The sequence below is a fragment of the Streptomyces mesophilus genome (genome assembly GCF_040300965.1).
In the GTDB taxonomy this organism is placed as follows: Bacteria; Actinomycetota; Actinomycetes; order Streptomycetales; family Streptomycetaceae; genus Streptomyces; species Streptomyces mesophilus_A.
The window spans coordinates 1-14,176 of the sequence record NZ_JBEPEW010000087.1 but is presented as its reverse complement, the minus strand read 5'-3'; the positions used below and the strand labels follow the sequence as shown (position 1 = coordinate 14,176).

Genomic DNA, 14,176 nt, shown 5'->3' with positions numbered 1-14,176 from the left:
TTCTGCAAGAGATGCGGATCGTTACCTTCACGTTTCCTTGCATAGCTGCACAGGCCCTGTGCGCCTTGGGTGTACGGACTTGCAAGGGACGTTCCGTGCGCCTGCAAGACCTTGCAAGAGCGCATGCCCGGCAGGGCGACCACTCTCCGCAGCCGGGTCCACCCACTCGGTGGGCAATCAGGGCCCTGAACGGTAAGGTCCGTGCCGTGACCGCACGGCTTGCCGACATCGCAGCCCAGGCGGGGGTCAGCGAAGCCACAGTCAGCCGCGTGCTCAACGGCAAGCCCGGCGTGGCCGCAACCACCCGTGAGTCCGTCCTTGCCGCGCTCGACGTGCTCGGGTACGAGCGGCCGGTCCGGCTCAAGCAACGCAGCGAGGGCCTCGTCGGCCTGATCATCCCCGAGCTGGACAACCCGATCTTCCCGGCCTTCGCGCAGGTCATCGGGCAGGCCCTGACGCGTCAGGGCTACACCCCGGTGCTCGCCACGCAGACGCCGGGCGGCTCCACCGAGGACGAGCTGACCGAGATGCTCGTGGCCCGCGGGGTCAGCGGCATCATCTTCGTCTCGGGTCTGCACGCGGACACCACGGCCGATACGCAGCGTTACGACCAGCTGCGCGCCAAGGGCGTCCCGCACGTCCTGATCAACGGTTTCTCCCCGCATGTGAAGGCACCGTTCGTCTCCCCCGACGACCGGGCCGCGATGGATCTCGCCGTCACGCACCTGTGCGCGCTCGGCCACCGCCGGATCGGGCTCGCGCTCGGCCCGAAGCGCTTCGTGCCCGTACAGCGCAAGATAGAGGGCTTCCTCGGCGCGATGCGCGAGCGCCTGGGCCTGAGCGAGGACGAGGCGCAGCTGTACGTACAGCACTCGCTCTACACCCTCGAAGGCGGCCAGGCCGCGGCCTCCGCGCTCCTGGACCGCGACTGCACGGCGATCGTGTGCGCGAGCGACATGATGGCGCTCGGCGCGATCCGCACCGCCCGCCACCGGGGCCTGAGCGTGCCGCGCCAGGTCTCCGTCGTGGGCTTCGACGACTCCCCGCTGATCGCGTTCACGGACCCACCGCTGACCACCATCCGGCAGCCCGTGCCCGCGATGGGACAGGCCGCCGTGCGGGCCCTGCTGGAAGAGATCGACGGAACGCCGGCACCGCACAGCGAGTTCGTGTTCATGCCTGAGCTGGTGGTTCGCGGTTCAACGGCTTCGGCGCCGCGCTGACCATGTTCTCTGCGTCTGTCGCAGTAGACACGCTGACCCTCAGGGGGAACCGCCCCAGGTCCCCTAGGCGTCGGGTCCTCCACAGGATGGATTGGATGCGTACAAGACCCGACCAAGGGATGATCAGGTGGGTGTGGGTATCTGGCAGACTCTTCTCCCATGGGTGACACGACTGTGAGGACACGGAACGGCCCGGAGGCCGCCGCGGCGCCACCCAAGGGGGATGAAGCGGGTCGACAGACCGCCACAGAGAGGACGTTGTGGCAGCGGCTTCGTCGGCCGCGGCGCCCGCGTATCTGGATCGAGCTCGCACTGATCGGTGTGAGCTACTGGCTCTACTCGCTGGTACGCAATGCCGTGCCCGAGCAGAAGTCGGAAGCGATGCGCAACGCCGACTGGATCTGGCGCGCCGAGCACGCGATCGGTCTCGGTTTCGAAGAGGCCTTCAACCACGCGGTGAACTCGGTGACATGGCTCATCGTGGGCATGAACTACTACTACGCGACGCTGCATTTCATCGTCACGATCGGTGTTCTCGTCTGGCTGTACCGGTGGCACCCGGGCCGTTACGCGGCCACGCGCACGGTGCTGTTCCTGACCACCGGCGTCGCCCTGGTCGGCTTCTACCTGTTCCCGCTCGCCCCGCCGCGTCTGATGGACGGGCACAACTTCATCGACACGGTCCTGGTGCACCACACCTGGGGTTCGATGGCCTCGGGCGACCTGAAGCACATGACCAACCAGTACGCGGCGATGCCCTCGATGCACATCGGCTGGTCGACCTGGTGCGGCCTGACCATCTTCGCGCTGGCCAAGGCGCCCTGGGCGAAGATCCTCGGCGTGCTCTACCCGGTGGCCACGCTGGTCGTGATCATCGCGACGGCCAACCACTTCTGGATGGACGCGGTGGGCGGCATCCTCTGCCTGGCCTTCGGGTTCATGGTGGTGTGGGCTTGGTATGGGGCGCTGCCGTATCAGCTGCCGCGGGTGGTGGCGCCTCCAGCCCGGCCGGCGTTTGAGGCCATCCGAACGTAGTTCGCCGGGGGCGCCGGGGGCGCCGGGGGCGACGAATAGGAGCCCCCGGAAACCCCGGAATACGCCCCCGACAAGGCCCCCACCCACCCTCACCCCCCGTAAAACAGCTCCTCCACCACAGCCCGAGCCCTCCGCGTCGTACGCCGATAGTCATCGAGCAGATCGCCCACGAGCCCGGGCCCGTACCCGAGGTAGCGCCCCACGGCGGCCAGCTCCCGCCCGTCCGACGGAAACGTGTCGCCGGCCCGCCCGCGTACGAGCATCACGCCGTTGCGTACGCGAGATGCCAGCACCCAGGCCTCATCCAGCACGGCCGCGTCCTCCGTCGAGATCAGCTCGGCGGCGCGGGCGGCCGCGAGCGCCTCGCGCGTACGGGTCGTGCGCAGCCCCGGCTCGGCCCACCCGTGCCGCAGCTGGAGCAGCTGCACCGTCCACTCCACGTCCGAGAGCCCGCCGCGGCCCAGCTTGGCGTGCAGATTCGGGTCCGCACCCCGCGGCATCCGCTCGATCTCCATCCGCGCCTTGAGCCGGCGGATCTCCCGTACGGCGTCCTCGCCCAGCCCCTCCGCGGGATAACGCAGCGTGCTGATCATGTCGATGAAGCGGCGGCCCAGCTCCTCGTCGCCCGCGACCGGCTCCGCCCGCAGCAGCGCCTGGCTCTCCCAGACGTGGGACCAGCGCCGGTAGTACGCCTCGTAGGACTTGAGGGTCCGTACCAGCGGACCGTTCTTGCCCTCGGGCCGCAGATCGGTGTCGATGAGCAGCGGAGGGTCCTGGCTGGGGATCTCCAGAAGGCGGCGCATCTCGGCGACCACGGCGTTCGCCGCCTTCGCGGCCACGTGCTCGTCCACGCCCTCGCGCGGCTCGTGCACGAAGATCACGTCGGCATCGGAGCCGTATCCCAGCTCGTGTCCGCCGAAGCGCCCCATACCGATGACGGCGAACCGTGTCGGCAGCTCATCGCCCCAGCCCTGGCGGACCACCGCACGCAGGGTGCCCGCGAGCGTCGCGGCCGTGAGGTCGGAGACCGCGCTGCCGACCCGGTCCACCAGCGCTCCCGGGTCCGCTTCCGCCGGGTGCTCCTCGGTGCCGTACGAGCGGATGAGGTCGCCCGCGGCCGTACGGAACAGCTCACGGCGCCGTACGCCGCGGGCCGCCGCGACCGCCATCTCGGCGCCGTCCGCGCGGCCGACGGCGGCGAGCACCTCCTGTTCCAGGTGGAGGTGGTCGCGCGGTTCGAGGCCGCGCTCGTCGCCGAGCAGCGCCACCGCCTCGGGAGCGCGCATCAGCAGATCGGGGGCGAGCCGGCCCGCGGACAGGACCCGGGCGAGGTTCTCGGCGGCGGCGCCCTCGTCCCGTAGCAGCCGCAGGTACCAGGGCGTCTTGCCGAGCGCGTCCGACACCTTGCGGAAGCCCAGCAGACCCGCGTCCGGATCGGCGGAGTCGGCGAACCAGCCGAGCAGGACGGGCAGCAGGGTGCGCTGGATCGCGGCCTTGCGGCTGACCCCGGAGGCGAGCGCCTCCAGATGCCTGAGCGCGGCCGCCGGATCGTTGTACCCGAGCGCCACGAGCCGCTCCCGCGCGGCGTCCGTGGAGAGCCGGATCTCGCCGGGCGCGAGCTGCGCGACGGCGTCGAGGAGCGGCCGGTAGAACAGCTTCTCGTGCAGCCTGCGCACGGCCGAACTGTGCTTGCGCCAGGCCTTGTTGAGCGACGCCACGGGCTCGGTGCGCAGTCCCAGCGAACGGCCGAGGCGCCGCAGATCGGCTTCGTCCTCCGGTACGAGATGCGTGCGGCGCAGCCGGTACAGCTGGATGCGGTGCTCCATGGCCCGCAGGAAGCGGTACGCCTCGTCGAGCTGGGCGGCGTCCGCGCGGCCCACGTATCCGCCGGCCGCGAGGGCGTTCAGGGCCTCCAGGGTGGAGCCGCTCCTGAGCGAGGCGTCGCCGCGCCCGTGCACCAACTGCAGCAGCTGGACGGCGAATTCGACGTCCCGCAGCCCGCCGGGCCCGAGCTTCAGCTCACGTTCCAGTTCGGCGGTCGGAATGCTGTCGACGACGCGGCGGCGCATCTTCTGCACGTCGGGCACGAAGTTCTCGCGCTCGGCCGCGTGCCACACCAGGGGCGAGAGGGTCTCGACGTACTCCCGGCCCAGCTCCGGATCGCCCGCGACGGGCCTCGCCTTGAGCAGTGCCTGGAACTCCCAGGTCTTGGCCCAGCGCTGGTAGTACGCGAGATGGCTGGCCATCGTCCGTACCAGCGGACCGTTGCGGCCCTCGGGGCGCAGATTGGCGTCGACCGGCCAGATGGTCCCCTCGACCGTGGTCTCGGAGCAGATCCGCATCATGTGCGAGGCGAGCCGGGTCGCGGCCTGCAGCGCCTTGCCCTCCTCGGCGCCGTCGGCCGCGGCGGTCACGAAGATGACGTCGACGTCGGACACGTAATTGAGCTCATGGCCACCGCACTTGCCCATCGCGATCACCGCGAGCCGGCACAGCGCGTCGTCCTCGGGCGCGGCGGCCCGGGCGATCGCGACGGCGGCGCGCAGTGTGGCGGTGGCGAGGTCGGCCAGTTCGGCGGCGGTCTCGGCGACGTCCGTCGTACCGCAGACGTCACGCGCGGCGATCGAGAGCAGACACCGCCGGTAGGCCACCCGCAGCGACACGGGATCCGTGGCATGGGAGAGGCCTTGCTCGAACTCCTCGACACCCGGGTGCAGATCACTCGCCTCGTACGTGACGAGGGCGTGCCAGTCGCCGGGGTGGCGGGCCAGATGGTCGGCGAGCGCCTCGGACGCGCCCATCACCCCGAGCAGCCGGTCCCTGAGCGGCTTGCCCGCCAGCAGGGTGTCGAACAGCATCCGGCGCTGCTCGTCGTCGGGCTGCGCCTCCACCAGGCGTACGAGACCGGTGAGCGCGAGGTCGGGGTCGGCCGTGGCGCCGAGGGCGTCGAGCAGGACCGAGCTGGACTGCAGGGGGGCGAGATACGGACCGGTGAGGTGCCGCTCGGCGGCGGAGGGGTCGGTGAACCCGTGACGGAGGAGCCTGGTGAAGGCACTGCTTCTGCGCCCCGGCACGGTCATCTGCGGCCCCTTTCGCCGATCAAGGTCCGCGGCCGAGCCTAGTCTTTCCGCCCGCGTTGTGACCCGCCGCGCTCCCGGCGGCCCGCGGCCACCGATGAATTCCGCGCCCGCGCGCGGCCCGCGGCCACCGATGAATTCCGCGCCCGCGCGCGGTCTGCCCTGCAAAGGCACCATCGAAGGAGGAGGTCCTCATGGAGGCCCGTATGTCGCAGGCACCCCGTACCGAGCTGAACGCCGGCTACAGCGACGAGAGCGCGGTGGCCGTCGAGTGGGCGCGGGCCGAGGCGCTGCTCGTGGAGGCCGAGCTGTTCTGGATCTCGACCGTACGGCCCGACGGCCGCCCGCATGTCACCCCGCTGCCCGCGGTCTGGCGCGACGGGAAGCTGCACTTCTGCACGGGCGCCCAGGAACGCAAGGCGCTCAACCTCGCGGCCAATCCGCAGCTGGTCCTCACCACAGGCAACAACACCTGGAACAAGGGCTTCGACGTGGTCGTCGAGGGAGCCGCGGTACGCGTCACGGATGACGCCCGGCTCCGCACTCTGGCGGCCGCCTGGGAGTGCAAGTACGGCAGTTTCTGGCATTTCGAGGTGAACGACGGCTGTTTCGAGCATGGTGCAGGCAAGGCTCTGGTGTTCGAAGTCGCCCCGCGTACGGCCTTCGGCTTCGGCAAGGGCGAGCCGTTCAGCCAGACCCGCTGGACGTTCGGCGACTGACCCTCGTATCCCTGCGAATCTATGGAGCAGACCATGGAGTACACCCTTGAAGTAGTCGTCGTCCCCGTCACGGACGCGGACCGTGCCAAGGAGTTCTACGCGGACAAGTGCGGCTTCAAGGTCGACCTCGACCAGCAGGTCACGCCCACGACCCGGATCATCCAGATCACCCCGCCCGGCTCGCGCTGTTCCATCGCCCTGACGGTGGGCATGCCGCCGTCCCCGGGCCAGAAGTCGATGGAGCCGGGTGCGATCCAGGGCCTGCAGATCTGCGTCACGAACATCGAGGAGGCCCACGCGGAGCTGACCGCCCGGGGCCTGGACATCTCGGAGGTCATGCACGTCGGCGCGGAGGGCTGGGCCCCGGGCAAGGGCGAGACCTGGAACTCCTTCGCCTTCTTCAAGGACCCGGACGGGAACGGGTGGGTCCTTCAGGAGGCACCGGCGCCTTTGTCGGAGCGCTGAGTCACGGGCTGCCCGGCCGGCACCGCTGAGCCACCGGCCACCGGGCCCGGCACCGCTTCACCGCGGTGCCGGGCCCGTCCGATGCCCGCTCAGGACGCGCCGTCGAGCACCTCCCGCAGCCGCTGCGCGAACTCGTCCGGCTTCCCCGGATATCCGAACTCCCCGTCCAGGAACCCGCCGTGATGACTCGGGAACACGACCACCTGCTGCCCGAGCAGTTCGGCGATCGCGACGGAGGTGCGTCCGGTCTGCACGGTCACGGACTCCTCGCCCACCGCGATCACCACGCGGGTCGGTGCGGCGGTGAGCGCCTCGGCGTCCGGCCGGTAGTCGCTGATCGCCCACGACAGGTCGGACAGCAGCGGGTCGCCACGCGAACCGTCGTCCTCGGTGGGCATTCCGAACGCGGCGGGATCGGCCTCGGGCTGCGCGAAGTACGCGTCGGTGAACTCGCCCTCCCACGAGGTCATGGCCACGAATTGCGCCATCCCGGCTCCCCACCCGCGCTTCTCGTACGCGTCCCGGACACCGGCCCGCGCCCGTACGGCCGCCGGACCGTCCGGGGTGAGGGTGATCAGCGGCGGCTCGTGCGCGACCAGTGTGGTCACGTCCTCGGGATACTTCGCCACGACCTCGAGCGCGGTGACCGCGCCGCCGCTGCTGGCGAAGAGCTCGACCGGACCGGCGCCGAGCGCCTCGATCACGGCATGTACGTCGTCGGCCTGGACCTGCGGTGTGTGGTCGGTCCGACCGTCCTTGCGGGTGCTGCGTCCCAGCCCGCGCGGATCGTAGGTGGCGACGGTCCGGTCGGGGAGGCGTTTCGCGAGGGCCACGAACCCGGTGGCGTCCATGGGCTGCCCGATCATGAGCAGCGGCGGGCGCCCGTCCGCGGTCGGCAAGGGTCCGCGAACGTCGTAGACGAGGTCCGCGCCGGCTGTTTCGAGTGTGTAGGTCTTCATGCCCCTGTAGACCGGCCCTGCCCGCAGAACTCATCGGTTCCGCGGGCGGGCATCACTCGGTGGCCGTGCAGGGCATCACCTGGTGGCCTACAGCACCGGCAGGTTCTTGCGCAGCTCGAAGGCCGTGACCTCGCTGCGGTACTCCTCCCACTCCTGCTTCTTGTTGCGCAGGAAGAAGTCGTAGACGTGCTCGCCGAGCGTCTCGGCGACCAGTTCCGAGCGCTCCATCAGGGCGATCGCCTCGCCCAGGTTCTGCGGCAGCGGCTCGATGCCCATCGCGCGGCGCTCGGCGTCGCGCAGCGCCCACACGTCGTCGTCGGCGCCGGGCGGAAGCTCGTAGCCCTCCTCGATGCCCTTGAGGCCCGCGGCGAGCAGCACCGCGTACGCGAGATAGGGGTTGGCACCGGAGTCGAGCGAGCGGACCTCGACGCGCGCCGAGCCGATCTTGCCCGGCTTGTACATCGGGACGCGGATCAGGGCCGAGCGGTTGTTGTGGCCCCAGCAGATGTACGAGGGTGCCTCGCCGCCGGCGCCCGCGGTGCGCTCCGAGCCGCCCCAGATGCGCTTGTACGAGTTGACCCACTGGTTCGTCACGGCGGAGATCTCCGCGGCGTGCTTGAGCAGGCCCGCGATGAAGGAGCGGCCGACCTTGGAGAGCTGGTACTCGGCGCCCGACTCGTAGAACGCGTTGCGGTCGCCCTCGAAGAGCGAGAGGTGCGTGTGCATGCCGGAGCCCGGGTGCTCCGAGAAGGGCTTGGGCATGAACGTGGCCTGCACGCCCTGCTCCAGAGCGACCTGCTTCATGACGAGGCGGAAGGTCATGATGTTGTCCGCGGTCGACAGCGCGTCCGCGTACCGCAGGTCGATCTCCTGCTGGCCCGGCGCACCCTCGTGATGGCTGAACTCGACCGAGATGCCCATGGATTCGAGCATCGTGATCGCCTGGCGGCGGAAGTCCATGCCCACGTTCTGCGGGGTGTGGTCGAAGTAGCCGGAGTTGTCCGCGGGCGTCGGCCGCGTGCCGTCGAGGGGCTTGTCCTTGAGCAGGAAGAACTCGATCTCGGGGTGGGTGTAGAAGGTGAAGCCGAGGTCGGAGGACTTGGCGAGCGCGCGCTTGAGCACATAGCGCGGGTCCGCGAACGACGGGGAGCCGTCGGGCATCAGGATGTCGCAGAACATCCGGGCCGTGCCGGGCGCCTCCGCGCGCCACGGAAGGATCTGGAAGGTCACCGGGTCAGGCTTGGCGATCATGTCGGACTCGTAGACCCGGGCGAAGCCCTCGATCGCGGAACCGTCGAAGCCGATGCCCTCGTCGAAGGCCTGCTCCAGCTCGGCCGGCGCCACGGCCACCGACTTCAGGAAGCCGAGGACATCCGTGAACCACAGGCGTACGAACCGGATGTCGCGCTCCTCGAGCGTGCGGAGCACGAATTCCTGCTGCTTGTCCATTGCGACTTTCCACCCATCCTTGCCGGCCGGCCGACCACCGGAGCGTGCCTCATGTACACGGGGTCACTTGAGCATCCCACCACACGGTTTCGAACACGTTGCAAACCGGTCCGGTCCATCCTGGAGCCGGGGCGGCTGACGCGGCGCCAAGCCGCCTATAACATCAGCTGACCCTTCCCCAAGCTCTCGACTCCGCTCGAGCAGGGGAGGCCCCATTGCCACTGGAGAACGGACATACCAGCATGGGTTCCGCCCGCAAGAACTCCTCAGCCGATCGCCGGGCCCGGATAGAGGAGATGCGCCGCGCCGAACAGGCCCGCGAGCGCCGCAACCGGCTGATCACCATCGGCATCAGCACCGTCATAGTGGTGGGCCTGGTCGGCTTCGGCTCGTACCTCTTCATCAACGAGCAGAACAAGCAGGAGAAAGCGGACGCGAAGGCCAAGGCCGCCGCCGATGCGCCCATCAAGGGCCTGCAGGAGTTCGACGCCAAGAAGCTGGGCCGCAACCACGTCACCAAGCAGGTGTCCTACCCGCAGACGCCCCCGGTCGGCGGCGACCACAACCAGGTGTGGATGAACTGCAACGGCGACGTCTACGACAAGGCGATCCCGGACATGAACGCGGTGCACTCCCTGGAGCACGGCGCCGTCTGGGTCACGTACAACAAGCAGGCCGAAGACGCCGACATCAAGGCGCTCCAGGAGAAGGTCAAGGCCACCCCGTACTCCCTGATGAGCCCGGTCGACGGCCAGAAGGGCGCGCTCATGCTGACCGCCTGGGGCAAGCAGGTCACCGTGGACAGCGCCAAGGACCCGCGGGTGGACAGCTTCTTCGCCAAGTTCGTGCAGGGCAAGCAGACCCCCGAGCCGGGCGCCGCCTGCACCAACGGACTGGCCCTGTAACCACGAGGACTCTGCGACCATGAGGACTCTGTAGCCATCGGGAACGGACTGTGTCAGTGAAGCGCGCAACCTGGCTGGGGATCGCCGCGGCGGTGCTGCTCGCGGGCGGCGGGGGCATGACCCTCGCGCTCGCGGACGGCCACGACGACGCGGCGGCCCCGGCCGCCTCGGCCACGCCCTCGACGGACTCCGCGGACGCGGGCTTCGCGCGGGACATGGCCGTGCACCATCAGCAGGCCGTCGAGATGTCCTTCGTCGTACGGGACCGCACCGACGACGAAGGCATCCGCCGCCTCGCGTACGACATCGCCAACACCCAGGCCAACCAGCGCGGCATGCTGCTCGGCTGGCTCAACCTGTGGGGGCTGCCGATCGCGTCCGGTGACGACCCGATGGGCTGGATGGACATGCCGGCCTCGCCGTCGCCCGGCCACGACGGCGCGCTGATGCCGGGCATGGCGACCAAGTCCGAGATCAAGCGCCTGGGCGAACTCAGCGGCAAGGACGCCGAGATCTTCTACCTCCAGCTGATGACGGACCATCACAAGGGCGGTGTCCACATGGCCCAGGGCTGTGTGGAGCGCTGCGTGGTGGGCGTCGAGAAGCGGCTGGCGCAGGGGATGGTCGACGCGCAGGAGTCGGAGATCGATCTGATGGCGGACCTGCTGAAGGAGCGGGGCGCGAAGCCTCGGTGACCCAGGGCGTCAAGCCTTGGTGACCTGGGGCGTCAAGCCTCGGTGACCTGGGGCGTCAAGCCCCGGTGACCTGGGCCGGGGCTTCCGGCAAGGGCGGCCGCTCCGCATGCGGAGCGGCCGTATCGCGTTGATCATGGCCGCATGACGACCACCGACGAGGTCAAAGAGCCGGTCTCGGACGACGGCACCAAGAGGCAGTTCATCTCGTGGGTGACGCTCGCCCTGATGACGACCGCCTCCGTCGCGAGTCTGCGCCCCTCGCCCTCCATGGCGATCTACGGCCTCGCCGCGATCTTCCTCTATCTGCTGCCCGCGATCGTCTTCCTGCTCCCCACCGCCCTCGTCGGCGCCGAGCTGGCCTCCGGCTGGACCGGCGGCATCTACCGGTGGGTGAGCGAGGCCCTCGGCAAGCCGCTCGGCTTCCTCGCGGTGTGGTGCCAGTTCGCGATGACCATCGCGTACTACCCGAGCCTGCTCGCGTATGTCGCCTCGACCTTCGCGTACGTCATCCACCCGAGCCTCGCCGAGAACGGCCTCTACGTCGCGATCGTCATCGTCGTCATCTACTGGACCGGTGTCTGGATCACCTCACGCGGCACCAAGACCGTGGCCGGCCTGTCCAGCCTCGGCCTGATCATCGGCACGCTGATCCCGGGCGTCGTGCTCGTGGTCCTCGGCATCGTCTTCCTCGCGCAGGGCAACCCCTCCGAGGCCCCGATGGACTCCGGCCACTGGCTGCCGCCGTGGACCGGACTCGCCAGCCTGGTCCTGATCGTCAACAACTTCCTCTCCTACGCGGGCATGGAGATGAACGGCGTCCACGTCTCCAGCCTGCGTGAACCGCGCTCGGAGTATCCGCGCTCGATCTTCATGGCCACCGGGCTCGTGCTGCTGATCTTCATCCTTCCGGCGCTCGCCATCAGCTGGGTGCTGCCCGCCGAGAACACCAGCCTCACCGCCGGTCTGATGCAGGCCTTCAACGCCTTCTTCGACCACTTCGGCGTCGCCTGGCTGACCAAGATCGTCGGGATCATGGTGGTGATGGCGGCGCTCGGCGGCATGCTGACCTGGCTCGCGGGTCCCGCGAAGGGGCTGGTGCAGCTGTCGCGCCAGGAGGGGTATCTGCCGCCGTTCCTGCAGAAGCTGAACCCCGCCGGCGTACCGCAGAACATCATGATCGCCCAGGGTGTGATCACCACCCTGATCGGCGTGCTCTACGCGTTCAGCTCGGACGTGTCCTCCGCGTACTGGATGTTCTCCGTGATCACGGTGCAGATCTATCTGATCGCCTATCTGCTGATGTTCGTGGCCGTGATCAAGCTGCGCAAGAGCCAGCCGGACCGGCCGCGCGGCTTCGTGGTGCCGGCGGTGACGCTGGTCGCGGGCGTCGGGTTCGTCGCCTCGGCGTGCGCGATGGTCATCGGGTTCGTACCGCCGGACCAGTTCGGCGACGGGCCGCTGTGGCGCTATCTGCTGATCGTCGGCGGTGGGCTACTCGTCCTCGGGCTCGTGATCCCGCTGGCGTTCCTGAAGTTCCGCAAGCCCCACTGGGTGCATCCGGAGTACCAGGGTGCGCGGGCTCCCGTGGAGTAGGCACCCGAGCGTCCACTCCCCCCTGCGGGACGTAGGCTTTGCCCCACTATGTCCCTCTCGGTGGTGTGTGCAGCGATGAGCCCTTCCCGTACCCGCGGCCTGCGGCCCGCCGCCGTGCTGCTCGCCCTGGGCGCACTCGCGTACACGGCCTGGGTCATCGAGGTCGTCGTCTCCACCGGTCTCGATCCGATACGGACCTACGTCAGCGAACTCGCCGCGCAGAGCGAACCGCTCGGCGGCGTCTTCCGCACCACGGACCTCGTGGCGGGACTGCTCGTGTTCGCGGGCGCGGCGTGGGGTCTGCTGCGCCACCGTCCACGCGCCCTGTGGTCCACGCTCGGCTGGGCCGGGCTCGCGCTGTTCGGGGCGGCCACGGCGATCGACTCCCGGCTGCCGCTGAGCTGCACACCGACGGCCGATCCGGAGTGCGCGGCCCGCGAGACGGCGGGCCTGGTCCCGGCCACGCATGCGGCGCACGCCGTGAGCAGTTCGGTCGCGGTGTGCGGTGCGCTGGTGGGGATGGTGGCGCTCACAGTGGCGGCCCGCCGGTACGGGTCCTGGCCGCTGCTCGCCCGTATCGGACCGTGGATCGTGGCGGCGGAACTGGCCGTCACCGCCTGGACGTTGGCGTCCGTGGCTGCGTTCCAGGCGGGCAGGGGCACCTGGCTTCTCGGGCTCGGACAGCGGTCGCAGGTGCTGCTGATCGCGGTGTGGCTGGGGGTGTTCGCGTACGAGGTGGGGCGGCGCAGGGTGTACGGGGTGGGGCAGTACGTGCCGCACAGGGTGGAGGGGCGCCGGTGAGCGGGGAGGGTGAGCAGTCCGTGCGGGCGGGCGGGGAGGGTGAGCGGTCCGTGCAGGCGGGCGGGGAGGGTGAGCGGTCCGTGCGGTTGAGTCGGGAGCCCGGGTCGCAAGAGGTGCCCGGGTCCCCCGAGGTACTCGAGGTGCCCGAATCACCCGACGAGTCCGGGGTGCCGGGGAAGTTCGTGCGCATCGGCGGGGTGCCGCATCACATCGTGGTGGAGGGCAGCGGGCCGGTCTGTGTGCTCACCCCCGGGCTCGGGATGGCGTGGTTCGACTGGGACGCGGTGGCCCGGCTGCTCGTCCCGCACCGTACGGTGGTCCGCTTCGACCGCCCCGGGCTCGGTCTCAGCGGACCGGCCGCCGTGGACCCGTCGCTGACCGGTGAGGCGGACCGGATCGCCCGGGTGCTCGACGCGTGCGGGCTGAATGGGCCCGCCACGGTGGCCGGCCACTCCCTCGGCGGCTTCCACGCCGAGGCGTTCGCGCGGCTGCACCCCGCGCGTACGGCCGGTCTGGTCCTGATCGACTCCAGTGTCGAGACGGCCGCACGGCCGCGTCCGGCGTCGGCCCTGCGTACCGGGCTCACGCGGATCGCCGCGGGGGTACTGGGTGCGGTCGGGGTGCCGTACGCCCTGGGTCCACCGGGGCGGCGGGCCGCGTTCCGGCTCACGCGTGCCGGGCGCGGGGGCGATCCGGCTCCGTACGGGCTCGTCCGGCGCACCTACTCCACGAGCCGCCCGCTTCGGGCGCTGCTGACCGAGTACGCCACGTATGCGGATGTGGCGGCCCAACTGGTCTGCGTACGCGGCCGGTTCCCCCTGCCCGACGGCCTGCCGGCCACGGTCCTCGCGGCGGGCACGGGTCGGCGATGGCTGGCACGCCAGCGTGCGCTGGCCGCCAAACTGGGGGCGGACTTCCGCGTCTCCGCGAGCTCCAGCCATCTGGTGATGCTGGACGGACCGGACGAGGTGGCGGCGGCTGTGCTGTCGGTCGGGGCGCGGGTGTGACGGGCTGGCCGGCTCGGCCGACCTGCCGAGCGACCGGCCAGCTGACCCGGCGGCACCCTGTTGTGTGCGGCTTTCTGCCGGTGCGTTCTGCGCGTGCGGTTTCGTCGTGGGTCGGGGCCGGGGTGGGGTGCTTGCTCATTCGGGCAATGGCACCGTTCCCGCGATGGGTGGCCGTTTCAGACGGGGGCGCCCGAATGACAATGCACCCCACCCCGTCCCCTCACGCCGGTACGCGACTGACGGCCGGT

Annotated in this window: 12 protein-coding genes; 9 read left to right on the top strand and 3 right to left on the bottom strand. The window is 70.1% G+C overall.

Annotated elements, in window-relative coordinates; genetic code table 11:
- The first annotated feature begins 206 nt into the window (after positions 1-206).
- A complete protein-coding gene (locus ABT367_RS26465) occupies positions 207-1,223 on the top strand; it encodes a LacI family DNA-binding transcriptional regulator (RefSeq protein WP_352255598.1) in 1,017 nt (338 codons plus the stop codon).
- Between the two features lie 159 nt (positions 1,224-1,382).
- Positions 1,383-2,258, top strand: a complete 876-nt coding sequence (locus ABT367_RS26460) for a phosphatase PAP2 family protein (protein ID WP_352255597.1) — start codon at positions 1,383-1,385, stop codon at positions 2,256-2,258.
- Positions 2,259-2,347: 89 nt separating this feature from the next.
- On the opposite strand, the gene ABT367_RS26455 is transcribed toward ABT367_RS26460, so the two are convergent.
- Positions 2,348-5,338 (bottom strand): bifunctional [glutamine synthetase] adenylyltransferase/[glutamine synthetase]-adenylyl-L-tyrosine phosphorylase, encoded by a 2,991-nt coding sequence (locus tag ABT367_RS26455; RefSeq protein WP_352255596.1) that lies wholly within the window; start codon positions 5,336-5,338, stop codon positions 2,348-2,350.
- 203 nt (positions 5,339-5,541) lie between these two features.
- Here ABT367_RS26455 and ABT367_RS26450 point away from each other — a divergent pair, with 203 nt between their 5' ends.
- Positions 5,542-6,054: a pyridoxamine 5'-phosphate oxidase family protein gene (locus tag ABT367_RS26450; protein ID WP_352255595.1), complete on the top strand. Its 513-nt coding sequence runs from the start codon at positions 5,542-5,544 to the stop codon at positions 6,052-6,054.
- 33 nt (positions 6,055-6,087) lie between these two features.
- Complete coding sequence (locus tag ABT367_RS26445; protein WP_352255594.1) at positions 6,088-6,519, top strand: VOC family protein; 432 nt, start codon at positions 6,088-6,090, stop codon at positions 6,517-6,519.
- Between the two features lie 89 nt (positions 6,520-6,608).
- Here ABT367_RS26445 and ABT367_RS26440 read toward each other — a convergent pair whose 3' ends face one another.
- Complete coding sequence (locus tag ABT367_RS26440) at positions 6,609-7,478, bottom strand: alpha/beta fold hydrolase (protein WP_352255593.1); 870 nt, start codon at positions 7,476-7,478, stop codon at positions 6,609-6,611.
- Positions 7,479-7,565: 87 nt separating this feature from the next.
- The gene (locus tag ABT367_RS26435) at positions 7,566-8,927 is read right to left on the bottom strand and encodes a glutamine synthetase family protein (RefSeq protein WP_352255592.1); all 1,362 of its coding nucleotides are present in this window, start codon (positions 8,925-8,927) and stop codon (positions 7,566-7,568) included.
- A gap of 242 nt (positions 8,928-9,169) precedes the next feature.
- On the opposite strand from ABT367_RS26435, the gene ABT367_RS26430 reads away from it, so the two are divergent.
- The 5 genes from ABT367_RS26430 to ABT367_RS26410 all read left to right on the top strand — a co-directional run bounded on the left by ABT367_RS26430 (position 9,170) and on the right by ABT367_RS26410 (position 13,928).
- Positions 9,170-9,832, top strand: a complete 663-nt coding sequence (locus tag ABT367_RS26430; RefSeq protein ID WP_352255591.1) for a DUF3105 domain-containing protein — start codon at positions 9,170-9,172, stop codon at positions 9,830-9,832.
- A gap of 56 nt (positions 9,833-9,888) precedes the next feature.
- The gene (locus tag ABT367_RS26425) at positions 9,889-10,527 is read left to right on the top strand and encodes a DUF305 domain-containing protein (protein WP_434975543.1); all 639 of its coding nucleotides are present in this window, start codon (positions 9,889-9,891) and stop codon (positions 10,525-10,527) included.
- Positions 10,528-10,668: 141 nt separating this feature from the next.
- A complete protein-coding gene (locus ABT367_RS26420) occupies positions 10,669-12,120 on the top strand; it encodes an APC family permease (RefSeq protein ID WP_352255590.1) in 1,452 nt (483 codons plus the stop codon).
- A 75-nt stretch (positions 12,121-12,195) separates the two neighbouring features.
- A complete protein-coding gene (locus tag ABT367_RS26415) occupies positions 12,196-12,921 on the top strand; it encodes a DUF998 domain-containing protein (RefSeq protein WP_352255589.1) in 726 nt (241 codons plus the stop codon).
- Between the two features lie 140 nt (positions 12,922-13,061).
- Positions 13,062-13,928 carry an alpha/beta hydrolase gene (locus tag ABT367_RS26410; RefSeq protein WP_352255588.1) on the top strand — a complete coding sequence of 289 codons (867 nt, stop codon included), beginning with the start codon at positions 13,062-13,064 and terminating at the stop codon, positions 13,926-13,928.
- The last annotated feature ends 248 nt before the right edge of the window (positions 13,929-14,176 follow it).

Bases quoted from the DNA above. Each gene is read 5' to 3' on its own strand.
- ABT367_RS26455 (WP_352255596.1), bottom strand. From the start codon at position 5,338: ATGACCGTGCCGGGGCGCAGAAGCAGTGCCTTCACCAGGCTCCTCCGT.
- ABT367_RS26415 (WP_352255589.1), top strand. From the start codon at position 12,196: ATGAGCCCTTCCCGTACCCGCGGCCTGCGGCCCGCCGCCGTGCTGCTC.
- ABT367_RS26440 (WP_352255593.1), bottom strand. From the start codon at position 7,478: ATGAAGACCTACACACTCGAAACAGCCGGCGCGGACCTCGTCTACGAC.
- ABT367_RS26430 (WP_352255591.1), top strand. From the start codon at position 9,170: ATGGGTTCCGCCCGCAAGAACTCCTCAGCCGATCGCCGGGCCCGGATA.
- ABT367_RS26420 (WP_352255590.1), top strand. From the start codon at position 10,669: ATGACGACCACCGACGAGGTCAAAGAGCCGGTCTCGGACGACGGCACC.
- ABT367_RS26435 (WP_352255592.1), bottom strand. From the start codon at position 8,927: ATGGACAAGCAGCAGGAATTCGTGCTCCGCACGCTCGAGGAGCGCGAC.
- ABT367_RS26460 (WP_352255597.1), top strand. From the start codon at position 1,383: ATGGGTGACACGACTGTGAGGACACGGAACGGCCCGGAGGCCGCCGCG.
- ABT367_RS26445 (WP_352255594.1), top strand. From the start codon at position 6,088: ATGGAGTACACCCTTGAAGTAGTCGTCGTCCCCGTCACGGACGCGGAC.
- ABT367_RS26450 (WP_352255595.1), top strand. From the start codon at position 5,542: ATGTCGCAGGCACCCCGTACCGAGCTGAACGCCGGCTACAGCGACGAG.